The sequence below is a fragment of the Salipiger pentaromativorans genome, from assembly GCF_024721115.1.
GTDB lineage: Bacteria > Pseudomonadota > Alphaproteobacteria > Rhodobacterales > Rhodobacteraceae > Salipiger > Salipiger pentaromativorans.
Genome location: NZ_JAMDHK010000016.1, coordinates 71,248 through 92,211, shown reverse-complemented (window position 1 = coordinate 92,211; position 20,964 = coordinate 71,248). Strand labels below are relative to the sequence as shown.

The window sequence follows — 20,964 nt, the reverse complement described above, 5'->3', positions numbered from 1 at the left end:
GCAAAGGGACCAGAGACATGGGACGCATCACGCTTGATCAGGTGACCAAGAGCTTCGGCGAGGTGAATGTCATCCCGCCGCTGGACCTGACCATCGAGGACGGCGAATTCGTGGTCTTCGTCGGCCCCTCGGGCTGCGGGAAATCCACCCTGCTGCGGCTCATCGCCGGGCTCGAGGACGTGAGTTCGGGACAGATCCGCATCGACGGCGCCGATGCCACCGACATGCCCCCCGCCAGGCGGGGGCTGGCCATGGTGTTCCAGAGCTATGCGCTTTACCCGCATATGTCGGTGCGCAAGAACATCGCCTTTCCGATGAAGATGGCCGGCGTGCCCGAGGACGAGCAGAAACGCCGCATCGACAGCGCCGCCAAGGCGCTGAACCTCACCGATTACCTCGACCGCCGGCCCGGCCAGCTCTCGGGCGGGCAGCGCCAGCGGGTGGCCATCGGGCGCGCCATCGTGCGCGAACCGCAGGCCTTTCTCTTCGACGAGCCGCTGTCGAATCTCGACGCGGCGCTGCGGGTGAACATGCGGCTCGAGATCATGGAGCTGCACAAGTCGCTGGCCACCACGATGATCTATGTGACCCACGATCAGGTCGAGGCGATGACCATGGCCGACAAGATCGTGGTGCTGCGGGCGGGCAATATCGAGCAGGTCGGCTCGCCGCTGGAGCTTTACCGCGAACCGAGGAACGAGTTCGTGGCAAGCTTCATCGGCAGCCCCAAGATGAACCTGATCCGCGGCGAGGTCGCCAGGACCTATGGCGCCCAGAGCATCGGCATCCGCCCCGAACATATCGCGGTCTCGACCGATGAGGGGCTGTGGCATGGCACCGTGGGGGTGGCCGAACATCTGGGCAGCGACACCTTCGTGCATGTGCACGGCCATGGCATGGGCAGCGAGCCGCTGACCGTGCGGGTCGATGGCGAGCTGCCCGTGCGCCACGGCGACCGCATCTTTCTCACCCCCGACACCGAAAAGCTGCACCGCTTCGACGCGCAGGGGCTGCGCCTGTGACCCGGCTTGACGGGAAATGCGCGCTGATCACCGGTGCCGCGCGCGGCATCGGCGCCGGTTTTGCCCGCGCCTATGTGGCCGAGGGCGCGCGGGTGGCCATCGCCGATATCGACATAGCCCGCGCCGAGGAAACCGCCGCCGCGCTTGGCCCGGCGGCGATCGCGGTTGCGCTGGATGTGACCCGGCAGGACAGCATCGACGCCGCCGTGGCCGAAACCGTCGCCACGCTGGGCCGCATCGACATCCTGATCAACAACGCCGCCATCTTCTCCGCCGCGCCGCTGACCGAGATCGCCCGCGCCGATTACGACCGGGTCTTCGCCATCAACGTAAGCGGCACGCTTTTTACCATGCAGGCGGTGGCCCGGCACATGATCGACGCGGGCATCCGGGGTCGGATCATCAACATGGCCAGCCAGGCCGGGCGCCGGGGCGAGCCGCTGGTCGCGGTCTATTGCGCCAGCAAGGCGGCGGTGATCTCGCTCACGCAATCGGCCGGGCTGAACCTGATCCGCCATGGCATCAATGTGAACGCCATCGCCCCCGGCGTGGTCGAGGGCGAGCACTGGGACGGGGTCGATGCCTTCTTTGCGAAATACGAGGGCAAACCGCCGGGCCAGAAGAAGGCCGAGGTCGGCGCGGCGGTGCCCTATGGCCGCATGGGCCGGGCCGAGGATCTGACCGGCATGGCAATTTTCCTGGCCTCGGAAGAGGCCGCGTATATCGTCGCCCAGTGTTATAACGTGGACGGCGGTCAGTGGATGAGCTGACGGAGGCGTGACATGAAACTGGTGACCGAAACGCTGGGCGATCTGGACAAGCGCGTCGCCCTGCCCGCCTATGACCGCGCATCCCTGCGCCATGGCATCGTGCATGTGGGGCTGGGCAATTTCCACCGCGCGCATCAGGCGGTCTATCTCGACGATCTCTTCGCCACCGGACGCGATCACGACTGGGCCATCACCGGCGCCGGCGTGCGCGCCTCCGACGCGCGGATGCGCGCGGCGCTGCTGGCGCAGGATGGCCTGTCGACGGTGATCGAACTTGGCCCCGACAGCACCCGCCCGCGCATCGTCGGCGCGATGATCGACTATGTGGAGGTGGCCGAGACCAACGGCCCTCTCATTGCCAAGATGACCGACCCGGCCACCCGCATCGTCTCGCTGACCGTGACCGAGGGCGGTTATTACGTCGATCCCACCACCGAGACCTTCGATCCCGGCCATCCCGACATCGCCGCCGACGGCGCCGCCCCCGAGGCACCGAAAACCGTCTTCGGCGCCATCGTGGCGGCGCTGAAGGCGCGCCGGGCCGCCGGCACGCCGCCCTTCACCGTGATGAGCTGCGACAATATCCCCGGCAACGGCCGCGTGACGCGCGACGCGGTGGTGGGCACGGCGCGGCTTTCGGACCCGGCGCTGGCGGCGTGGATCGCCGACACCGTCGCCTTTCCCAATTCCATGGTCGACCGCATCACCCCCGCCACCGGCGCCGCCGAGCGCGCGCTGGCCGCGGAATACGGGCTGGACGATCCGGTGCCGGTGACCTGCGAACCGTTCCGGCAATGGGTGCTGGAAGACCGCTTTCCCCAGGGTCGCCCGCGTCTGGAGGAGGTGGGCGTGACCTTTACCGACAAGGTCCACGATTACGAGCGGATGAAGATCCGCATCCTGAACGGCGGCCATGCGCTCATCGCCTATGCCGGGGCTCTGCTGGGCTGCGAACTGGCCGATGAGGCCATGGCCCATCCGCTGGTGCATGGCTTCTTCCGCAAAGTCGAGGAACAGGAGATCCTGCCCCATGTGCATCCGGTGCCCGAATTCACCCCCGCCGCCTATCTCGATCTGATCGACGGGCGGTTCTCGAACCCGGCGGTCAAGGACACGATCCGGCGACTTTGTCTCGACGGCTCGAACCGGCAGCCGAAATTCATCGTGCCCTCGATTGCCGACGGGCTGCGCGCCGGCGCGGCCGTCGAAGGGCTGGCGCTGGAATCCGCGCTTTGGTGCCGCTACTGCGCCGGCACGCTGGAAGACGGCAGCCCGGTCGCGCCCAACGATCCCGACTGGGACCGCCTCGTGGCGCTGTCCGCCACGGCAAAGGCCCGCCCGCAAGCCTGGCTCGAGCAGCGCAGTGTCTATGGCGATCTGGCCGGCAACGCGGTTTTTGGCGCCAGCTTCGCCCGCTGGCTCGACCGGGTCTGGACCCAGGGCGCGCGGGCGGCGCTGGACCGCTATCTGGCAGAGTGAGCCCGTCATGAGCTTTCTCGGCATCGACCTCGGCACCTCCGGCCTGCGCGCCCTGCTCACCGACGCGCGAGGCGCACCGCTTGCCGCCGCCGAACGGCATTACGAGGTCTCGCACCCGGCGCCCGGCTGGTCCGAGCAGGACCCGGCGGATTGGGTCGCGGCGCTGGAAGGCGCGGTGGCCGAGCTGCGCCGCCACCCCGCCTGGCCGGAGCTGCGCGGGATCGGCGTCGCCGGGCATATGCACGGGGCGGTGCTGCTGGACCGCATGGGCGCGGTGATCCGGCCCTGCATCCTGTGGAACGACACCCGCAGCGCGGCCGAGGCGGCGCGGCTCGACGCCACGCCGCAGGTGCGGGAGCTGTCGGGCAATATCGTCTTCCCGGGCTTCACCGCGCCCAAGCTGCTCTGGCTGCGCAGGCATGAGCCCGACGCCTTTGCCCGCGTGGCCAAGGTACTGCTCCCGGCGGCCTATCTCACCCATTATCTCACCGGCGCCTATGTGGCGGATATGTCCGACAGCGCCGGCACAAGCTGGCTCGACACCGGCGCGCGCGCCTGGTCCGACACGCTGCTGCGGGCCGGCGGCATGACGCGCGGCCAGATGCCCCGGCTGGTCGAGGGCAGCGACAAGGCCGGTGAGCTGCGCGAGGATCTGGCCCGCCTCTGGGGCGTGCGGCCGGGTGCGGCGGTGGCGGGCGGCGCCGGGGACAACGCCGCCGCCGCCTGCGGCACCGGGGTGCTGTCGGAGGGTCAGGGCTTTGTCTCGCTCGGCACGTCGGGCGTGCTGCTGGCGGCGCGCGACGGCTACCGCCCGGCGCCCGAAAGCGCGCTGCACAGCTTCTGTCACGCGGTGCCCGGGCGCTGGTATCAGATGGGCGTGATGCTGAGCTGCACCGACAGCCTCAACTGGCTGGCCCGCATCACCGGCACCCGCCCGGCCGAGCTGACCGCCGCCCTCGGCGACAGGCTTTCCGCGCCGGGGCGGCTGCGCTTCCTGCCCTATCTCTCGGGCGAGCGCACCCCGCACAACGATTCCGACATACGCGCGGCCCTGACCGGGATCGGCGCCGAGACCACGCGCGACGACCTGACCCGCGCGGTGCTCGAAGGGGTCTGTTTCGGCCTGCGCGATTCCGCCGAGGCGCTGCGCGCGGTCGGCGCGCGGCCCGCGCATCTGCTCGCCATCGGCGGCGGCAGCGGGTCGCGCTACTGGCTGCGGCTGCTGGCCACGGTGCTGAACCTGCCGCTGCATCTGCCGAAGGCCGGCGAGTTCGGCGCCGCCCTCGGCGCCGCGCGGCTGGGACGGACCGCCGCCACCGGCGAGGCGCCTGAAACGGTGATGACGCCGCCGCCCATCGGCGAGGTGATCGAGCCGGTCACCGCGCTGGTGCCCGCCTACGAGGCGGCCTATGCCCGGTTCGGCCCGGCCTATCGCGGCATCAGGGCGGTGCAGTAGGCGCCCGCTCCGAGGGCGCCCTTATGCCCGGATCGGCACCAGATGATTGTCCCAGGCGGCTTCGGCCCGGCGCAGCGGTGTGGCGCCCTCCGGAGAGATCAGCATCACCCCGCCCAGCCCGTCGCTGGCCATATAGCCGCCCGCGTGGCTGGCCAGCCCGCAAATATCGTCGCGCGACACCGACCCGAGGAAAGCGCCGCTCTCCGAAAACCGGTGCAGGCGCCCGCCGCGCGGCGAGGTGATGGCGATCTCGGCGCCGTCGCCGGAAAACGCCACGCTGCCCGCATAGCCGTCCATCGCCAGCTCGTCGCCCAACGGCGCCTCGCAGAGTACCAGCTCCTCGCCTCGCCGATGCAGCGCCAGCAAGGGCGGCGCCATGCCCGGCTCGCCCTCCCATTGCATGGCAAAGCCCACCAGCCCGTCGCCGCGCAGCGCCAGATGGCGGATGGAGTTCTGCGAGAATTCCGGCAAGTCGCGCTTTTCCAGCAGCGTGCCGTCCAGCGCGGTGTAGACGAGGCTCGGGCGCATGGTCTCGATGTTCAGCTTGGTCCGGTCCCATCGGTCGGTCTGGATCCCGCCATTCGCGATCACCAGCGTCTGGCGATCCGGCATCATGCGCAGATCGTGCGGCCCGACCCCGTGGCTTTCGAATTCGCCGATGCGGGTGTAATTCGCCTCGGCGTCCCAAAGCCCGATGAACCCGGCGCTGTCCTCCACCCGCTGTTCCACCGTGTAAAGCAGGCTGCCATCCGGCGAAAACGTCCCGTGGCCGTTGAACTGCCGGTCTTCGGGCGGGGTCAGCCGGTGCAGCACCGCGCCATCGCGGCAATCGACCACCAGCGCATAGGTGCCGGGCCGCCGGGCAAAACCCACCGCCTCGGCGCGGCTGGGATGGGCCGAGGCCGCGTGGCCGCGCGCCGGCAGCGGCACACGGAACGCCTCGGACCCGTCCTCGCGCAGCCCCGCCAGCATATAGCTGCCATCGGGCAGTTTCGCGGCGGCCAGATAGCTCGGGTCGCCCACGGCGGCCCAGCCCACCGCGGGGCTGGCCCCGGCGGCGAGAAGGCTGGCAAGGAACGCGCGTCGGGTGGTCATGACATCAGTCTCCGTCCTGCGAATTGAACCCCGGGGTCAGCCCGAGCGGGAGCCCCAGTTCCTGTTCGATGGCATCGTGCAGGGCCCGCACATGCTGCTGCACGATCTCGACGCGCAGCCGCGCCGCGGGGTCCTCGACATCCTGAAACGCCGGATCCGTCACACGCGCGGCGACCTGTTCCAGCCGGTCCATGGCCGCCTCGGTCGCGGGCATCTCCCAATCGGCAAGCGCCACCGCCAGATCCTTGGCCGCCGCCGCATCCAGCAGCACATTGCGCAGCGACCGCCCCGAGCGCCAGGCCTCGGCCCGGGTCGGGCGTGGGCGTTCGAAAGTGCCGAGCGGACGGCCAAGCCGCGTGTCGGCGGTGAATTCGAGGCTCGACAGCACCTGCGTATAGACCGCGCGCAGCGCCTCTTCCGGCGAGAGATAGGTGGCGTTCCCCGCCTCTCCGGCGCTGAGGATCACCTGCGCGAACCCGTCGCGCCAGCCGCTTTCCAGCGCGCCGGCCTGCGCCGCCAGATCGGCGGTCATCGTCTGCACCAGCGCGCAGCCGTAGCTGCCGCTCTCATATCCGGCGAAGGCGTCGTCATAGAGCATCTGCTCGAGCGCAAAGAGCCCGCGCGCGGCGATCGACACATGCGCGAACGCCTCGAGGTCGCGCCCGGCGGGTTCTTCGCCCGAGATCATCCGCGACAGCGTCTTGGGGGTAAAGCCGCGCGCATCGGGCCAAAAGACCACCGACAGCGCGCCGGTCTCGGACGGGCCGAGCCGCACGTCGCCGATCCGTGTCCAGGCGTCGAAGGCGGCGTTCCAGGGCGCCCGCAGCGCCGGGGCGGTGCAATCCGCGCCGGCGGCCTCGGCAAGCGCCGTCGAGGCCGCCGTAAACCCGGCGAAGCCCGGCAGGATGTCATGGGTCAGCGCATCCTCGACCCCGGCCGCAGCGTGGCTGGCGGCGAGGCTGGCGCAGAGCAGAAGAGCATATCGCATCTCAGAGACTTTCCAGAAATTGGATCAGCGCGGCACGGTCCGCAGGCGCCATGGAGATCACCGCGTCGCGATGCGGCTGCGCCTCCCCGCCATGCCAGAGAATGGCTTCGATGAGCGACCGCGCGCGGCCGTCATGCAGGAACGTGGTATGCCCCGAGACCCGTTCGGTCAACCCGATGCCCCAGAGCGGCGGGGTGCGCCATTCGGTCCCGGTGGCGCGCCCCTCGGGCCGGTGATCGGCAAGCCCCTCGCCCATGTCGTGCAGCAGCAGGTCGCTGTAGGGCCAGATGAGCTGAAAGCTCTGCTCGGGCCGGTCGGGCATGCGGGCGGTGACGAATTTCGGCCTGTGGCAGCTTGTGCAGCCGGTCTCGTAAAAAACCCGCTTGCCGCGCAACACCTCCGGATCCTCCAGATCGCGGCGCGCGGGCACGGCGAGATTCTGGCTGTAGTAGCTCACCATGTCGAAGCCTTCGACGCCGATCTCAAAACCCTCCGCGTCGTCGCCATGGGGTGCGTCGCGGCAGGCCGCCTGCGCCTCGGTGCACTCGCCCCAAAGCGCCGGGTGCAGTGGCGTCGCGATACCGATGTCGCCCGCGAAGGCCGAAGCGGATTGCGCGCGCACGGTGGGCTCCCCCGCCTTCCAGCCGAAGCGGCCCAGCATGGGCGCGTCGTATTCCAGCGACCAGACCACCGCGGCGCGGCCGGAAATCCCGTCGCCATCGGCATCCTCGGGGTCGGCCCCCGCCAGGATATCCTCCGCCGGGATCGCCTCGAGCAGCCCCAGCCCGATCATCTGCGGCGCCACGCGCGGGCTCAGCATCGCGCCGTCGCCCAGAGGCCCGTAGGCGAGATCCGTGGCGCGGTAACGCGGCACGCGCAGCGAGACCGTCTCGCCGCCCGAGAGCGGCACCGCGATCTCTTCGTAGGTCACCTCCAGCCGCGCCTCGCCCCGGTGTCCGACGGTGCCGAACTCCTGCAACTGCGCGCCATAGACCGGATCGGGCGCGGTGGCGATCCAGCCGGCGATGGCGGGCATCTCGGCCTGCGGATCGGCGGGCACCGAGACGCGCAGGAACATCGAGACCGCATCGTCGCCCGCCCCGTCGGGCGGATGGCCGCGCCCGTCGCGGATATGGCAGCCCAGACAGCTTCGCGCGTTGTAAAGCGGCCCCAGCCCGTCCGAGGCACGGGTCGAGGACGGGGACGAGACCCACAGTTTCTGAAACAGCGCGTCGCCGAGGTTGAAATCCATCCGGCGGTCCGGCGCCATATTGGCCGAGGGTTGCGCAAAGGCCTGCGCGTCGGCACGCGCGGGCACGGTGGCGGCGCCGGCGGGGCGCGCCTCGAAGGGTTCGGGAGCGGAAAACGCCCGCGCCGGCGCGGTCACCGCCGCGATCCGGGCCCGCTCTTCGGCGCTGCGCGGCAGGCTGGCCAGATGCGGATCGTCGAGCGCCGGCAGCACCGCCTCGGCCGCTGCCGCGGCGCCGCCCGAAAGCAGCGCCGCGCAGAGTGCCAGGTTACTCGGCCTCATCCATCGGCGAGGCATTGAGAAGCGCATAGCGTTCCTCTCCAAGTTTGCCGTAGAGCTCGAGCTGCGTTTCGAGAAAGTCGATATGGCCTTCCTCGTCGATCAGCAGTTCCTCGAACAGCTTCATCGTCACGTAATCGCCGGCGGAATTGCAGTATTCACGGGCTTCCTTGTAAAGCGCGCGCGCCTCCTGCTCGGCGGCGAGATCGGCCTCCAGCGTTTCTTTCGGGGTCTGGCCGATGCGCAGCGGATCGAGCTTTTGCAGGTTGGGATGGCCGCCCAGAAAGATGATCCGCGAGATCAGCTTGTCCGCGTGGTGCATCTCCTCGATGCTTTCCTCGCGGCTTTTCTTGGCCATATGACCCAAGCCCCAATCCTCCTGAAGCCGGAAGTGCAGCCAATACTGGCTGACGGCGGTCAGTTCAGACCGGAGAGCCTTGTTGAGATAGTCGATGACGGTGTCGTCGCCCTTCATAGCGCTTTTCCTGTGTTGATCCGGGGCGTTTCAGGCCACGGAGTTCCATGGGGACTTCCAGATTATCATTTGTGCGCATGGTTTTCAGGAAAAGCGGCATGCAGCCTCCGCAATCGGCCGCTTTTCCGAGGGCATGATAGATCTTGCCGGGGGTGATGATCGTCTGCGGGTCCGCCGCGCGCATCCAGTCGATGGCCGCGTGAATGTCGTGATCGGTGATACCCTGACAATGGCAGACGATCATCTCGGTCTCTCGCGTTACTGGAAGACGGAGCCGGGGTTGTCGAGGCTGTCGGAGCCTTCGAAGTCGATCCCGCCGAGGTCGAGCGCCGAAACGATGCGCTCGATGGTGCGGGTCTGGTCGATCAGCGCATCCACGCCGCCCATCACCAGTTCTTCGCCCTTCTCATCGCCCGGTGCCAGCATCTGGTCATAGGCGAACCCGCCTTCGGCCGCCGTCTTGATGGCGCCGAGCTTTTCCATGGTGGTGTCCAGCTTGGCGGTCATCTCGGCGTCGAGCGCCGGATCGGTCTCGGCCACCAGCGCGCTCAGCGAGGGCCCTTCGACGGCGCTGCCGTCGATGCGGGTGTAGCTGCCCAGATAGACGTTCTGGATGCCCTTGCCGTCATAGTAATGCGAGTTGTGGGTGTTGTCCGAAAAGCAGTCATGCTCTTCCTCGGGGTCGTTCAGCATCAGGCCCAGCCGCATCCGCTCGCCCGCCTGCTCGCCATAGGACAGCGAGCCCATGCCGGTGAGGATCGCGGTGATGCCCGCGTTCTCGTCGGCGGTCACGGTCTCGCGCGCATCGCCTTCCGCGCCCCAGGCGGCAACCATCTCCTCGAGATCCGAGACCAGCAGGTCGGTGGCGGCCTTCAGGTAATCGGCACGGCGGTCGCAATTGCCGCCGGTGCAGGCGTCGCCGCTGGCGTAATCGGTATAGGGACGGTCGCCCGCGCCCGGGCCGGTGCCGTTCAGATCCTGCCCCCAGAGCAGGAACTCGATGGCGTGATAGCCGCGCGCCACATTGGTTTCGATCCCGTCGGCCTCGTTCAGCGTGTCGGCGATCAGTTCCGGCGTGATCTCTGTGGCATCCACCGCCTGCCCCGCCAGCGTCACCTGCGGGTTGGCGATGATGTTCAGCGCCGCATATTCGTTCTCGTCGCTCTCCATATAGGAGCCGTCGACATAGTCGATGAGCCCCTCGTCCAGCGGCCAGGCATTCACCTTGCCCTCCCAATCGTCCACGATCGGATTGCCGAAGCGGAAGACCTCGGTCTGCTGATAGGGGTTGCGCGCGGCGAGCCAGGCGCTCCGGGCGGCAGCGAGCGTCTCTTCCGACGGGCTGGCGATCAGCGCCGCAACCGCCTCCTGCAACGCTTTCGCAGTGGTCAGGCTGTCCTCGTAGCCGGCCAGAGCGATGTCGGCATAGGTGTCGAGCACCGCCGCCTTGTCGGTCGCGGCCAGGGCCGGCGTGGCCAGAAGCAGCGCGAGAGCGGTTGAAGTGGCACGTTTCATAAAGAGTCCTCGTTGGCGTGTCGTGGTCTTGGGGTGGCTGACGATGGTGTCACTTGGTCAGGATCAGCTTGCCCGCTTTGGTGATGCGCAATGTATAGACCTGCCCGTCCAGGTCGATTTCGGCAATGTTTCCGCCCCCTGTCAGCGCGCGCGCCTCATGGCGCGGGATGGCGGGCACGGCGGTATCGGCGTTCAGTTTCGACTCCATCATCGCCCCGCTCCCCGCGCTTCGATCCGGTCGAGCAGGGCCTCCAGTCCGGCATCGTTCGGCCAGAGGCCGGCCAGCACCAGGTTAATCAGGTCGTCGCTGTCGCGGCGCGGGGCAGCGCCCTGAGCGCGGGTTCGGTTTTCGGTCATCGTCAGCCTCCATGATCGGTTCATATCGGGCTGCCCCGTCGTCGTTGCAGGGTGGCTGGATGCCCTCATAACTGAGCAAAAGAATCGGAAAAGTCAACCTGACAATTTAAGTCACCTTTATGACGGCCACAAAAAACCGCAGACCGCGACCGGTCTTTGAGCATTTTTCAGGAAAAGCGCGCGAAGGAGGCACGGGCGCCAGCCGGGCATCCTTGCCGGCCGGCGCCCTTGCAGCGATGGCGGTTCAGGGCGGCGGTCCCGCCGACTGCCCTGCCCGCCGGATTGGATCGGTCCACCCCGTTCAGCGGGAATCCTCGTCGCGATCCCGTGCGCTGGTCAGCGCAAAGATCACCACTGCGATCACCGTGAGTGCGGCCAACCCTGCGATAAAGATATCGGTGGACATGGCGGCCTCCTTGACTGCGTTCACAAACACAACCGAGGGTCCCGGCAGAAGTTCCGGAACATTTTGCCGCAGCCGCGGATTTTTCAGGAAACCGTGGAACCCGATGCGGTCGGCGCAAAGACCGCCCTGCTCAGTTCCAGAGCGCCGCGCGCGCCTCTGCTTCGGCCTCGGCGGCGGGAAGCTGGGCCGCGTTGTTGCGCCCGGCCCGCGCCGCGGCCACCAGCGACCGGAACAGCCGCCGGTGCGCGCGGCGATAGATCAGATGCTCGGGATGCCATTGCACCCCCAGGGCGAAGGGGTCGGTCACCCGTTCGATGGCCTGCACCATGCCGCCCTCGTCACGCGCCGCCACCCGCAACCCCTCGCCCAGACGGTCCACCGCCTGGCTGTGCAGGGCGTTCACATACAGGCAATCGGTGCGCGCCGAATGCGCCAGCAGCGTCTCGGAGCCGATCCGCACCCGCTTGCGCGGCAGGATGGTGCGGATATTGCGCGACGCATAGACCTGATAGGCGTCCTGATGCAGCGTGCCGCCCAGCACCACGTTCAGCATCTGCGAGCCGCGGCAGATCCCCAGGATCGGCAACCGCCGTTCGAAGGCGCCGCGCAGCACCTCCTGTTCCAGCGCGTCGCGCGCCGGGTCGAGCCGCACCCCCACCCGCAGCTCGCCACCGTAAAGCGTGGGCGCGATGTCGTCGCCGCCGCCGATCACCACCCCGTCGACCGCGCTCAGATCGACCCTGCGGTAGCCCGCCTGCCAGCGCAGCGCCCGCCCGCCGGCCAGCCGGATCGCCAGCGCCATGAGCGGGAACACGCGCCAGCCCGAGCGGCGCGAGACGGTCACCCCGATCACCGGTCTCACAATCCCGCCTCCAGCAGCAGCTCCTGCACCCGCCAGGCCCAATCCGCACGGATCGTGGTGAAGGAGGCGCGATGCTCCCGCCACGCGGATTTGAGCCGCTCCAGCAACGCCGGATTCCCGGCCACCCGTTCGACCAGAACCCAGCGGTTCCATTCCCCCGCCAGCGACCAGTTCGGTTCGTCGATGCGGCAATCGGGCAGCCGCCAGTGATAGGTGGGCCGCGCTGAAATCTGCTCCATATCCATCACCCGCGCGACGCGGGTGCGGTCGATCCGGGCGAAGAGGCAGAGCATGTCGAGCCCGTGATTGCGCGACGGCGCATGCTCCAGATAGGTGTCGATCAGCCGCCGCATGTCGCCCGGCGCATCCGGCGCCGCCAGCCGGTCGACCAGCGCGCGCGGATACGGATCGACCCAGGGCAGCAGCCGGCGCGACATATCTATCCCGGCGACGCGGCGCAGATGATCCTCGATCAGCGCATAGGCGGTGAGCACCGGTGCGATGTCCGCATGGCTCAGAGACACCGCCTCGGGGTTGAAATGCACGCCGAAGCCCAGCAGCACGCCGCCGCTGGTGCCCGTCGCCCCGGCCAGCGCCAGCGTGCGCAGCGCCTTGTCGAGCGCGGCGATCTGCGCCACCTCGAGCGGGGTGCTGACGATCTCGAGCGGCACCACGCTGCGGGCCAGATCGCGAAGCTGCCGCCCCAGCCCCTCGTGTTCGAGCTTTTGCAGCGGACGGCTGTCGAGATAGATCTCGAAATCCCCCAGCGCGCTGCCGAGGACCTTCCAGCGTCCGGGCGCCTCCTCGCGGGCATTGCCGCCCAGACGGCCCGCCAGCAGCCCCGCCGCATGTTCTTCGGTCAAGCCCGAGAACTCGATCTCGATGCCGACGCGGCGCGGGCGGCCCTCTGCGGTCAGCGGACGCGGCAGCGGCAAAAGCGGCGGTGGATTAGAAGTCGGGGACATCGGGCACCTTCGTGGGCGTGGTTTCGTCCGGTTCGAATTCCTTCAGGGCAAAGGCCACCCGGACCCGGTACAGCCCCTGCGCCATCCCCTGCTCCAACGACCCGCCGAGCTGCGTCGCAAAGGCCTGGATCAAACGCGAGCCGAGCCCGGCGGGTTCGCCCGCCATCTCCGGATCGGCGGTCCCGTGACGCGCGGCGGTGTTGGAGATCTCGAGCACCGCACGGCCTTCCTCGTCGCGCTGGAACCGCACCGAGACCCGCGCGGCCTTGGCGCCCTCGGGCGGCGCGGCGTATTTCATCGCATTGGTCAGCGCCTCGGCGGTCAGCAGCGACAGCGGCACCGCCTGATCCGGCACCGCCTCGAGCGGCGCCAGATCGGTCTCGACCTTGACCGGCCGGCCGCTCACTTCGGTCATCTGCGCCATCTGCTGCACCAGATCGGCCAGCAGCCGCCCCGCATCCACATGGCCCAGATCCTCGGTCTGATAGAGATTGCGGTGGATCGTGGCGAGACTGCGGATCCGGTCCTGGATCCGGTGCAGAACCAGCCGCGTCTCGGCCTCGCGCGCCTGCCGGATCTGCATGTTCATGATCGAGGAGATAAGCTGAAGATTGTTCTTAACTCTGTGATGCACTTCCTTGAGAAGAATGGTCTTTTCCCGAAGCGCGTTTTCCTGCTGCGCCTCGTCGCGAAGGATCGCCTCGGCCATGGCAAGGAAGTCGTCCTCCATCTCGGCAAGCTCGGCGGGCATCTCGTGCTGGTCGCCCTGATCGGGCAGCCGGCGCGACCGCGCAAAGCTGCGCATGCGCCGCGACAGGCGCTGGATATGGCGGATCACCAGACGGTTGACCGCCAGGAAAGCCACGATCACCGAGGCGCCCCACATCAGTAGCGGCAGCGCCTTGGCCAGCCCGCTCACCGTGATCGCCTGCGCCTCGGCATTGTCGCGGCTCCAGATCCCCAGCGCATGCACCATGCCCGGCACCAGCGGCGCCGCCGCATAGACCCGCGTCGTGCCATCGGCGCTGCGCGCCGCAAAGCTCTGCGCCCGGGCGCCGACCAGGCTGGCCAGATCCAGATCCGCCGGCAGCAGCCCCGCCACCCGGTCCCCCCCCTCGCGCGAGGACAGGATCTCGCCATGCTCGTTGATGGTGACGAGATCCTCGAACTCGGCGGGCACATCGGCCTTCTGGCCGCGCGGCAGCAGCGCCGAGGGCACCGACAGCAGCACATGGCCCGCCAGCTCACCGCCCAGGAAATAGGGTTCGGCCACGACGATGACCGAGCGCTTGCTGATCGGCGCGGAGCGGTTGAGCCACGCAGTGGCGCCCGGCGTTTCCTTGAGCGCCTGCAAGCGCGGGAATTCCGAGACATCGAGCGAGGCGCCCGCCGAGGAACAGGGAATGCGCCCGTCGGCGGTGAAGAGCGCGGCAAAGGAATAGCCCGGCGAGGCGGCAAGATAGGCCGACAGCCGCGCCGAGCATTCCTCGAGATCGTCGATCTCGTTCAGCTCCTGCGCCAGCGTCGCCCCAAGCGCCTGCGCGCCGCCCTGGGCCCGCAGCACCGTCTCGCGCTCTCCCACGGCGGCGGCCTCGGTCAGCGCCACCAGCGAAAGCTGCGAGCGCAGCCGCGTCTCGTGCTGCAGCTTGGCGGTCTGGAAATAGGCCACCACGCCGATCGGCACCAGCGCCAGTGTCAGAAACAGGATCATCCGCGCCGCCAGCCCCATCGGGCGCAGGCGCCGTGCCTCGGCATTGGTCATGGTGTTCCGCTCGCGTCCTCTCACCTTGCCCGGCGTGCCGGCCGGATCAGCCGAGCGCGCCGCCGGCGCGCCCTGCCGCGACCACTGCCATCGTCGCCTGGTCGGTCATCTCGAGTTCGTCCTCGTCGTCGAGCTTGAGCAGCTCGGCCAGACGTGCGCGGGCGCGGTTCACCCGGCTCTTGATGGTGCCCACGGCGACTCCGCAGGTCTCGGCCGCATCTTCGTAAGAGAAGCCCTGTGCACCGACAAGGATCAGCGCTTCGCGCTGTTCGTCGTTGAGCTGCACAAAGGCACGGCGGAAATCCGCAAGCTGAAGACGCCCGTCATGCGCCGGCTTCTCGGAGAGGCTTTCGGTAAAGATCCCGTCCGCGTCCGACACCTCGCGCCCGGCCTTGCGGCGGTTGGAATAATAGGTGTTGCGCAGGATGGTAAAAAGCCAGGCGCGCATGTTGGTGCCCGGTTCGAACGTGCCGATCTTGGTCCAGGCCTTGACCAGCGTGTCCTGCACCATGTCGTCGGCCACGGCGCCATTGCGGGTGAGCGACAGCGCAAAGGCGCGCAGCGCGGGGATGTGTTCGACGATCTCGTCGCGTGGGTCGGCGCTCATTTGCTGTCCCCGCCCGTGGGCTCGCCGCCCTCGTCCTGCGCGCGCAACTGCGCGATCAGGTCAAGAAACCGGTCGGGTACCTTCTCCTCCAGCATGTCCTGATAGACTCGCCGCAGGTTCTCGTCGATCGCCTCGGCGCCTGTGTCTTTTCTCCGCGTATGACCCATGTCCGTCCTTGCTCTTCTCTGCGGTGCCCGCGCATTATTTTACCATTCTGCGGGAACCAATGCGGCATGGGGACGTTTGGTTCCCGAAAAAGTCGAAAAAAGGATCATCGGACATGACACAGGGCGATCTGAGCCAGGCCATCGGATCGGCGCTGCCCTATCTGCGCCGCTACGCGCGGGCGCTGACCGGCAGTCAGACCACCGGCGACAACTACGCCGCCGCCACGCTGGAGGCGATTCTCGCCGACCGCAGCAGCACCGCCGAGGCCAGCACGCCCAAGGTGGGGCTGTTCCGCGTTTTCCATGGCATCTGGGCAAGCACCGGCGCGCCGGTGGTGGACGAGGCCAGCGGTGCGCTGGCCAAGGCGCAGGACCGTCTCGCGACGCTGACGCCCAACAGCCGCGAGGCGCTGCTGCTGCACACGATCGAGGAGTTCAGCCTGTCCGACGTGGCCGAGATCATGCAGATCGAGACGGACGAGGCCGAACAGCTGGTGCGGCTGGCACGGCAGGAAATGGCCGATGCGGTCTCGGGCCGGGTGCTGATCATCGAGGACGAGGCGATCATCGCCATGGATCTGGAAAGCATCGTCGCCGATCTGGGCCATCGGGTGACCGGCGTGGCGCGCACCCGCGACGCGGCCGTCGCGCTGGCGCGCGAGGATGTGCCCGATCTGGTGCTGGCCGACATCCAGTTGGCCGACAATTCCTCGGGGATCGACGCGGTGAACGACATCCTGACCGAATTGGGCGCGCGGCCCGTGATCTTCATCACCGCCTTCCCCGAACGGCTGCTGACCGGCGAACGGCCGGAACCCGCCTTCCTGATCTCGAAACCCTATTCCGAGGATCAGGTCCGCTCGGCGGTCAGCCAGGCGATGTTCTTCTGCTCGACGGAGACGCTGAAGGCCTGAGGCCGGTCCTGCTTCTGTTTCGAAAGGCGCGCCGTCTCCCGGCGCGCCTTTTTCGTGCGGCGTCGCGTCGTAGGGTGGGCAATCCTGCCCACCGCCCCGGCTTTCCCGAACGAAAAACCGCCGCGCTCCTCCGAGCGCGGCGGCGGGCGCATTCACCTTGCCCGAGCGTCAGGCGCGGCGCGCGATCCGCATGATCAGCGTGACCACGAAAAGCACCAGGAAGATGAAGAACAGCACCTGCGCGATGCCCGCCGAGGCCGAGGCGATCCCGCCGAAGCCGAAGACAGCCGCGACGATGGCGACGATGAAGAAAAGAAGAGCCCAGGACAGCATGAGAAGAACCTCCGGTTGTCTGTTGATTTCACTATGGTTCAGGCGTCAGATCACGGCGCGCGCGGCGCGCGGCCCGGCGATCAGCCAGATGATGAAGCCCAGGATGGGCAGCACGATCACCAGCAGCGTCCACAGCACCTTGGCGCCGGTGCTGGCACGGGACGTGAGGATCGAGACGATGGCCCAGATGTCGAGCACGAGGACGAGAAAGCCTCCGATACCGGCATATTCCATTGCAAAGCCTCCTTTGCGTTGCGGTGGCGGAAGACAAGAGCGTCCCTGGGGCGGCACGCGGCCACCGTCGGGGCGCCAGCCCCGCAGGTTCTCGGACTTCCGGATTTTGCATGCCCCGGCGCCGTGCCGGGATCTGAGAAGAGAACGCCGCTTAGGCGTGAAAGGTTCCCTGGTTTGCGAGATCGGCGTCACATACGCTGTGCCGCACAGGCGTCAAAGCAGGCTCACTCCCGCGTCTCTGGCCCGGAAGCAAGGCAACGCCGTCGGACCCGGCTTTTGTTGCGCATCCGGAAATCACCGGGACATGACCACGCATGCCGGAGCACGCTCTTCTATTAGAAATTAAGAATTCCCTTTCCACCCCCCGTGCCAGAGGCTGGTCGCCAGATCCAAGGGAGGAGACCCCGATGACCCGCAGCCTGATCGCCGCGCTTTTCACGACCGCAAGCCTCATCGCCCTGCCCGCCATGGCAGAGACCCCCACCGCCGAGCAGACCGCCAAGATCCTGGCAATGCTCGCGGAGATGCAATGCGAGATGGACCCGGACGACATCGAGATGGAAGACGGCGGCTACGAACTCGACGATGTCTATTGCGCCGACGGGCAATATGACATCGACCTCGACGCCGCTCTCAACGTCACCAACAAGCGCAAGGAATAACGACCGGCCGCCTCACTCTCCCGGCCGACAGACCGGCGCCGCCCAGCTCCCGGGCGGCGCCGTTTTTCATGTCACGCCAGCGATGGCAGCCAGAGCACGATGGCAGGAAACGCCACCAGCAGCCCGATGGTCACCGCATCGGCAAGAAAGAACGGCGTCACCCCCCGGAACACGTCCTGCACGGACAGATCGGGCCGCACCCCCGCCACCACGAAGCAGTTGAGCCCGATGGGCGGGGTGATCAGGCAGAACTCGGCCATCTTCACCACGAGGATGCCGAACCAGACCGCGCACATCTCGCCGGACATGCCAAAGGTGCTCTCCGCCGCCGAAACGCCTTCGCCGCCGTTCAGCGCCATCACCGCCGGATAAACCACCGGCAGCGTCAGCAGCAGCATGCCGATGGCATCCATGAACATGCCCAGCACCGCATAGGCGAGCAGGATGCAGATCAGGATCACCATCGGCGGGTAATGCAGCGAGGAAATCCAGTCGGCAAAGGCCGAGGGCAGATCGGCGAAGCCCAGGAAGCGCACATAGATCAGCACGCCCCAGATGATGGTGAAGATCATGATCGAGAGTTTCGCCGTCTCGACCAGCGCATCCTTCAGCTCGGCCCCGCGCATGCCGTGCAGCAGCGCCATGACGAAGATGATGAACGCCCCCACCGCGCCGCCCTCGGTCGGCGTGCCCCAGGCGTCGCCGAAGGGGTTGTAGACAAAGAAGATGATGATCACGACCACCGCGAGGATCGGCAGCGCCGGCGGCAGCGCGGCAAAGCGCTGGCCCCAGGTGAAGCCCCGCACCGGCGGCCCGAAATTGGGGATGACCAGCGCAAGCCCGACGATCAGCAGCCCGTAGATCACCGCCGAGAAGGCGCCGGGGATGAAGCCCGCCAGCAGCAGCTTGCCCACGTCCTGCTCGACGATGATGGCGTAGATCACCAGGATCGCCGAGGGCGGGATGAGCGAGGCCAGCGTGCCCCCCGCCGCCACGACCCCCGCCGCAAAGCGCTTGTCGTATCCGATCTTCAGCATCTCGGGGATGGCGATGCGGGCAAAGACCGCCGAGGTGGCGACCGAGGCGCCCGACACGGCGGCAAACCCCGCCGTGGCAAAGACGGTGGAGACCGCGAGCCCGCCCGGCACCCAGGCCATCCAGCGCTTGGCCGCCTCGAACAATGCCTTGGTGAGCCCGGCGTAATAGGCCAGATAGCCGATGAGGATGAAGGTCGGGATGAGGCTCAGCGCCTGGCTCGCGACCTTGCCATGAGGCACCTGCCCTGCGGTCTTGACCGCCACGCCGATGGCCCAGCCCAGCATCTCGGGATCGTAGCTGCGCTTTTCCCAGAAGATCCAAACGAGGCCCAGAAGCCCCGCCAGCCCCGCCGCAAAGGCCACGCGCATGCCCAGCACCACCATGACGAAGAGCCCGCCGGTGACCCAGAGGCCGATTTCGATGGATGTCATTGATCATGCCCCTGAATATGCTCTGCCTCGGCCGCCGCCTGCTCGGCGGCGCTTTGCACCAGCGGCACCGCCGGGGGCGTCTCGAGCCCCAGCACCAGCGCCCGGCCGTAACCCCAGAGCTGCAACACCAGCCGCAGGCACATCACCGAAAACGCCACCGGCACGATGAGCTTGGCAGGCCAGAGCGGCAGCCCGAGGTCGATGGTGGAATCCCGCGACCAGAGCGGTTTGGTCAGATCGAAGCTGCGGTCGAAATGCGCCCAGCTTCCCCAGACCAGCGCCGCCATCAGCACCAGGATGCCGAAGGTGGTGACAAACTCCGCCAGCCACAGCGCCCGGCCCTTGAGACGCCCCACGACGATGTCCATGCGAATATGGCCGCCGTTGCGCTGCACATAGGAAATGCCGAAGATCGCGATGAGCGGCATGGCCATCTCGATCCAGTCCACATAGCCGCGCAGCGGTTCGTTGAAAAGCTCGCGCCCGCCGACCGAGGCCACCGCCAGGAACATCAGGCAGAAGGCGCCCAGACCCGACACGAAAGCCATGGCATATTCGAGATGCTGCAGCAGCCGGTCGAGCCGACTGACAGCGGAGTCGTCGGAAAGCACGGCGGAATGTCCGGCCATGGCGGGTCCTTTCTCTGAAATACCGGTGGGGGCAGGCCCCGGCCCGACGACCGAGGGCGCGTGGGGCGGGCATGCGTCCCCCGCCCCGGACTCTTCTGTCGAAAGGTCAGTTCGAGGCGCGGGCCTCGGCCAGCGTCGAATAGACCAGATCGTAGAGCTCCTGCGCGGGCAGCCCCTGCCCGGCCATATCGGCGATCCAGGCCTGGTGGATCGGATCGCCGCCCACCTCCTTGAACTTGGCCAGTTCCTCGTCGGCGATCACCACTTTCTGCACGCCCTTCTCTGCGAGCACGGAATCCCATTTCTGCAACAGCGCGCCGTAGTTTTCGAGGTAATAGGCGATGGCCTCGTCGATGGAGCCGTCGAGCGCCGCGCGCTCGTCGTCGGTCAGCATGTCATAGGCGTCGATATTCACCACCACCGGGCAGTTCACCGTGCCGGGGTTGAGGTTCGCGGTCCACCAGTCGGCCTCGTTGATCGTGCCGAAGCTGAGATGCGCGTGTTGGGCGAAAGACGCGGTGTCGATCACGCCGGCCTCCATCGCCTGATAGACCTCGGAGGCGGTCATAGAGGTGGGCACCGCGCCCACCGCCTCGAAGGCCTTGCCGATGCCGCCGGTGGCGCGCACCCGCATGCCGTCGAAGCTCGCCAGCGTGTCGCGCGGCGCGCCGGTGCCGACGAGATTGTACTGCGGCATGGGCGTGGTCATCAGCAGCCTGGCGTTCCACTGCGCCATCTCGTCGGCCACCGCCGGATGGGCGTAGATGGCATTCGACACGGCCACCTCTTCCGCCAGCGTGTTCACCCCGATGAAGGGCAGCTCCAGCACGGTGATCGCGCGGTTCTTGTCCGGGTGATAGCCGGCGCAGAACTGCGCCATCTCGAAGGCGCCGATGGAGATCCCATCGAGATTCTCGGTGTTCTTCGACAGCCCGCCGTAAGAGATGTTCATGGTGAATTCGCCGTTCGTCCTCTCCGCGACGAGATCGGCGAGCTTGTGCACATGTTCGGTAAAGGCGCGCCGTTTGCCCCAGAGCGAGACGTTCCATTCGGTCGCCATCGCCTCGGTGGCGAAAGCGGTGGTGAGCGCCGCCACACAGAGCGTCGTCGTCAGTCGTTTCATATCGGTCAATCCTCCCAAGATTGCGGCGGGTGTCACCGCCTTGGCGCAGGAGGTTAGAGCATCGACCGCATGACGCAACCCCGATCCCGAGTCGCCGTGGCGTCGCCTGGGGGCATGCACATTGCGCTGCTCGGTATACAATTGCA

General features: G+C 67.7%; 24 protein-coding genes. 6 read left to right on the top strand and 18 right to left on the bottom strand.

What is annotated here, in order from left to right; translation table 11 throughout:
* The first annotated feature begins 17 nt into the window (after positions 1–17).
* From M4578_RS20260 to xylB, 4 genes are read left to right on the top strand one after another with little or no spacing between them, the layout of a single operon-like run.
* Positions 18–1,022, top strand: a complete 1,005-nt coding sequence (locus M4578_RS20260) for an ABC transporter ATP-binding protein (RefSeq protein ID WP_258095044.1) — start codon at positions 18–20, stop codon at positions 1,020–1,022.
* Positions 1,019–1,792 (top strand): L-iditol 2-dehydrogenase, encoded by a 774-nt coding sequence (locus M4578_RS20255; RefSeq protein ID WP_258095043.1) that lies wholly within the window; start codon positions 1,019–1,021, stop codon positions 1,790–1,792. Before M4578_RS20260 ends, M4578_RS20255 begins: the two co-directional genes overlap by 4 nt.
* Before the next feature lie 12 nt (positions 1,793–1,804).
* Positions 1,805–3,271: a mannitol dehydrogenase family protein gene (locus M4578_RS20250; RefSeq protein ID WP_258095042.1), complete on the top strand. Its 1,467-nt coding sequence runs from the start codon at positions 1,805–1,807 to the stop codon at positions 3,269–3,271.
* 7 nt (positions 3,272–3,278) lie between these two features.
* Complete coding sequence (gene xylB, locus M4578_RS20245; protein WP_258095041.1) at positions 3,279–4,727, top strand: xylulokinase; 1,449 nt, start codon at positions 3,279–3,281, stop codon at positions 4,725–4,727.
* Between the two features lie 21 nt (positions 4,728–4,748).
* Here xylB and M4578_RS20240 read toward each other — a convergent pair whose 3' ends face one another.
* The 13 genes from M4578_RS20240 to M4578_RS20180 form a co-directional block, all read right to left on the bottom strand.
* Positions 4,749–5,822 (bottom strand): DUF1513 domain-containing protein, encoded by a 1,074-nt coding sequence (locus M4578_RS20240; protein ID WP_258095040.1) that lies wholly within the window; start codon positions 5,820–5,822, stop codon positions 4,749–4,751.
* Positions 5,823–5,826: 4 nt separating this feature from the next.
* Positions 5,827–6,810, bottom strand: a complete 984-nt coding sequence (locus M4578_RS20235) for an imelysin family protein (RefSeq protein ID WP_258095039.1) — start codon at positions 6,808–6,810, stop codon at positions 5,827–5,829.
* A gap of 1 nt (position 6,811) precedes the next feature.
* Positions 6,812–8,341, bottom strand: coding sequence for a di-heme oxidoreductase family protein (locus M4578_RS20230; RefSeq protein WP_258095038.1), 1,530 nt, complete (start codon positions 8,339–8,341; stop codon positions 6,812–6,814).
* On the bottom strand, positions 8,328–8,813 hold the full coding sequence (bfr, locus tag M4578_RS20225) for a bacterioferritin (protein WP_258095037.1): 486 nt from the start codon (positions 8,811–8,813) through the stop codon (positions 8,328–8,330). Before bfr ends, M4578_RS20230 begins: the two co-directional genes overlap by 14 nt.
* Complete coding sequence (locus M4578_RS20220; protein ID WP_258095036.1) at positions 8,761–9,057, bottom strand: (2Fe-2S)-binding protein; 297 nt, start codon at positions 9,055–9,057, stop codon at positions 8,761–8,763. Before M4578_RS20220 ends, bfr begins: the two co-directional genes overlap by 53 nt.
* A 14-nt stretch (positions 9,058–9,071) precedes the next feature.
* A complete protein-coding gene (locus tag M4578_RS20215; RefSeq protein ID WP_258095035.1) occupies positions 9,072–10,328 on the bottom strand; it encodes an imelysin family protein in 1,257 nt (418 codons plus the stop codon).
* 49 nt (positions 10,329–10,377) lie between these two features.
* On the bottom strand, positions 10,378–10,539 hold the full coding sequence (gene hemP / locus M4578_RS20210; protein ID WP_258095034.1) for a hemin uptake protein HemP: 162 nt from the start codon (positions 10,537–10,539) through the stop codon (positions 10,378–10,380).
* Complete coding sequence (locus M4578_RS20205) at positions 10,536–10,685, bottom strand: hypothetical protein (RefSeq protein WP_258095033.1); 150 nt, start codon at positions 10,683–10,685, stop codon at positions 10,536–10,538. The genes hemP and M4578_RS20205 overlap by 4 nt, the downstream gene beginning before the upstream one ends.
* Positions 10,686–11,221: 536 nt before the next feature.
* Positions 11,222–11,953, bottom strand: a complete 732-nt coding sequence (locus M4578_RS20200; protein ID WP_258095032.1) for a gamma-glutamyl-gamma-aminobutyrate hydrolase family protein — start codon at positions 11,951–11,953, stop codon at positions 11,222–11,224.
* The gene (locus tag M4578_RS20195) at positions 11,950–12,918 is read right to left on the bottom strand and encodes an amidoligase family protein (protein WP_258095031.1); all 969 of its coding nucleotides are present in this window, start codon (positions 12,916–12,918) and stop codon (positions 11,950–11,952) included. The genes M4578_RS20200 and M4578_RS20195 overlap by 4 nt, the downstream gene beginning before the upstream one ends.
* Complete coding sequence (locus tag M4578_RS20190; RefSeq protein WP_258095030.1) at positions 12,902–14,680, bottom strand: sensor histidine kinase; 1,779 nt, start codon at positions 14,678–14,680, stop codon at positions 12,902–12,904. The genes M4578_RS20195 and M4578_RS20190 overlap by 17 nt, the downstream gene beginning before the upstream one ends.
* A 46-nt stretch (positions 14,681–14,726) precedes the next feature.
* Positions 14,727–15,287, bottom strand: a complete 561-nt coding sequence (locus tag M4578_RS20185; RefSeq protein WP_258095029.1) for an RNA polymerase sigma factor — start codon at positions 15,285–15,287, stop codon at positions 14,727–14,729.
* The gene (locus tag M4578_RS20180; protein ID WP_258095028.1) at positions 15,284–15,454 is read right to left on the bottom strand and encodes a NepR family anti-sigma factor; all 171 of its coding nucleotides are present in this window, start codon (positions 15,452–15,454) and stop codon (positions 15,284–15,286) included. Before M4578_RS20180 ends, M4578_RS20185 begins: the two co-directional genes overlap by 4 nt.
* A gap of 113 nt (positions 15,455–15,567) precedes the next feature.
* Between M4578_RS20180 and M4578_RS20175 the strand changes: the two genes are divergently transcribed.
* A complete protein-coding gene (locus M4578_RS20175) occupies positions 15,568–16,368 on the top strand; it encodes a response regulator (protein WP_258095027.1) in 801 nt (266 codons plus the stop codon).
* A gap of 168 nt (positions 16,369–16,536) precedes the next feature.
* Here M4578_RS20175 and M4578_RS20170 read toward each other — a convergent pair whose 3' ends face one another.
* Positions 16,537–16,701: a DUF1328 domain-containing protein gene (locus M4578_RS20170; RefSeq protein WP_258095026.1), complete on the bottom strand. Its 165-nt coding sequence runs from the start codon at positions 16,699–16,701 to the stop codon at positions 16,537–16,539.
* A 45-nt stretch (positions 16,702–16,746) separates the two neighbouring features.
* On the bottom strand, positions 16,747–16,935 hold the full coding sequence (locus M4578_RS20165) for a PLD nuclease N-terminal domain-containing protein (protein ID WP_258095025.1): 189 nt from the start codon (positions 16,933–16,935) through the stop codon (positions 16,747–16,749).
* A gap of 467 nt (positions 16,936–17,402) precedes the next feature.
* Here M4578_RS20165 and M4578_RS20160 point away from each other — a divergent pair, with 467 nt between their 5' ends.
* Positions 17,403–17,597: a PepSY domain-containing protein gene (locus M4578_RS20160; protein ID WP_420854826.1), complete on the top strand. Its 195-nt coding sequence runs from the start codon at positions 17,403–17,405 to the stop codon at positions 17,595–17,597.
* 71 nt (positions 17,598–17,668) lie between these two features.
* Here the strand turns inward: M4578_RS20160 and M4578_RS20155 are convergent, their stop codons facing one another.
* The 3 genes from M4578_RS20155 to M4578_RS20145 all read right to left on the bottom strand — a co-directional run bounded on the left by M4578_RS20155 (position 17,669) and on the right by M4578_RS20145 (position 20,818).
* Positions 17,669–19,066: a TRAP transporter large permease gene (locus M4578_RS20155; protein WP_258095023.1), complete on the bottom strand. Its 1,398-nt coding sequence runs from the start codon at positions 19,064–19,066 to the stop codon at positions 17,669–17,671.
* Entirely contained in the window at positions 19,063–19,695 is a 633-nt protein-coding gene (locus tag M4578_RS20150) for a TRAP transporter small permease subunit (RefSeq protein WP_258095022.1), read from the bottom strand. The genes M4578_RS20155 and M4578_RS20150 overlap by 4 nt, the downstream gene beginning before the upstream one ends.
* 106 nt (positions 19,696–19,801) lie before the next feature.
* Complete coding sequence (locus M4578_RS20145; protein WP_258095021.1) at positions 19,802–20,818, bottom strand: C4-dicarboxylate TRAP transporter substrate-binding protein; 1,017 nt, start codon at positions 20,816–20,818, stop codon at positions 19,802–19,804.
* Positions 20,819–20,964: the final 146 nt, after the last annotated feature.

What these genes read in the sequence shown, in the direction of transcription:
- M4578_RS20260 (WP_258095044.1), top strand. Translation starts at nt 18, where the DNA reads ATGGGACGCATCACGCTTGATCAGGTGACCAAGAGCTTCGGCGAGGTG.
- M4578_RS20250 (WP_258095042.1), top strand. Translation starts at nt 1,805, where the DNA reads ATGAAACTGGTGACCGAAACGCTGGGCGATCTGGACAAGCGCGTCGCC.
- xylB (WP_258095041.1), top strand. Translation starts at nt 3,279, where the DNA reads ATGAGCTTTCTCGGCATCGACCTCGGCACCTCCGGCCTGCGCGCCCTG.
- M4578_RS20240 (WP_258095040.1), bottom strand. Translation starts at nt 5,822, where the DNA reads ATGACCACCCGACGCGCGTTCCTTGCCAGCCTTCTCGCCGCCGGGGCC.
- M4578_RS20235 (WP_258095039.1), bottom strand. Translation starts at nt 6,810, where the DNA reads ATGCGATATGCTCTTCTGCTCTGCGCCAGCCTCGCCGCCAGCCACGCT.
- M4578_RS20230 (WP_258095038.1), bottom strand. Translation starts at nt 8,341, where the DNA reads ATGAGGCCGAGTAACCTGGCACTCTGCGCGGCGCTGCTTTCGGGCGGC.
- bfr (WP_258095037.1), bottom strand. Translation starts at nt 8,813, where the DNA reads ATGAAGGGCGACGACACCGTCATCGACTATCTCAACAAGGCTCTCCGG.
- M4578_RS20220 (WP_258095036.1), bottom strand. Translation starts at nt 9,057, where the DNA reads ATGATCGTCTGCCATTGTCAGGGTATCACCGATCACGACATTCACGCG.
- M4578_RS20215 (WP_258095035.1), bottom strand. Translation starts at nt 10,328, where the DNA reads ATGAAACGTGCCACTTCAACCGCTCTCGCGCTGCTTCTGGCCACGCCG.
- hemP (WP_258095034.1), bottom strand. Translation starts at nt 10,539, where the DNA reads ATGATGGAGTCGAAACTGAACGCCGATACCGCCGTGCCCGCCATCCCG.
- M4578_RS20205 (WP_258095033.1), bottom strand. Translation starts at nt 10,685, where the DNA reads ATGACCGAAAACCGAACCCGCGCTCAGGGCGCTGCCCCGCGCCGCGAC.
- M4578_RS20195 (WP_258095031.1), bottom strand. Translation starts at nt 12,918, where the DNA reads ATGTCCCCGACTTCTAATCCACCGCCGCTTTTGCCGCTGCCGCGTCCG.
- M4578_RS20190 (WP_258095030.1), bottom strand. Translation starts at nt 14,680, where the DNA reads ATGACCAATGCCGAGGCACGGCGCCTGCGCCCGATGGGGCTGGCGGCG.
- M4578_RS20185 (WP_258095029.1), bottom strand. Translation starts at nt 15,287, where the DNA reads ATGAGCGCCGACCCACGCGACGAGATCGTCGAACACATCCCCGCGCTG.
- M4578_RS20180 (WP_258095028.1), bottom strand. Translation starts at nt 15,454, where the DNA reads ATGGGTCATACGCGGAGAAAAGACACAGGCGCCGAGGCGATCGACGAG.
- M4578_RS20175 (WP_258095027.1), top strand. Translation starts at nt 15,568, where the DNA reads ATGACACAGGGCGATCTGAGCCAGGCCATCGGATCGGCGCTGCCCTAT.
- M4578_RS20170 (WP_258095026.1), bottom strand. Translation starts at nt 16,701, where the DNA reads ATGCTGTCCTGGGCTCTTCTTTTCTTCATCGTCGCCATCGTCGCGGCT.
- M4578_RS20165 (WP_258095025.1), bottom strand. Translation starts at nt 16,935, where the DNA reads ATGGAATATGCCGGTATCGGAGGCTTTCTCGTCCTCGTGCTCGACATC.
- M4578_RS20160 (WP_420854826.1), top strand. Translation starts at nt 17,403, where the DNA reads ATGGCAGAGACCCCCACCGCCGAGCAGACCGCCAAGATCCTGGCAATG.
- M4578_RS20155 (WP_258095023.1), bottom strand. Translation starts at nt 19,066, where the DNA reads ATGACATCCATCGAAATCGGCCTCTGGGTCACCGGCGGGCTCTTCGTC.
- M4578_RS20150 (WP_258095022.1), bottom strand. Translation starts at nt 19,695, where the DNA reads ATGGCCGGACATTCCGCCGTGCTTTCCGACGACTCCGCTGTCAGTCGG.
- M4578_RS20145 (WP_258095021.1), bottom strand. Translation starts at nt 20,818, where the DNA reads ATGAAACGACTGACGACGACGCTCTGTGTGGCGGCGCTCACCACCGCT.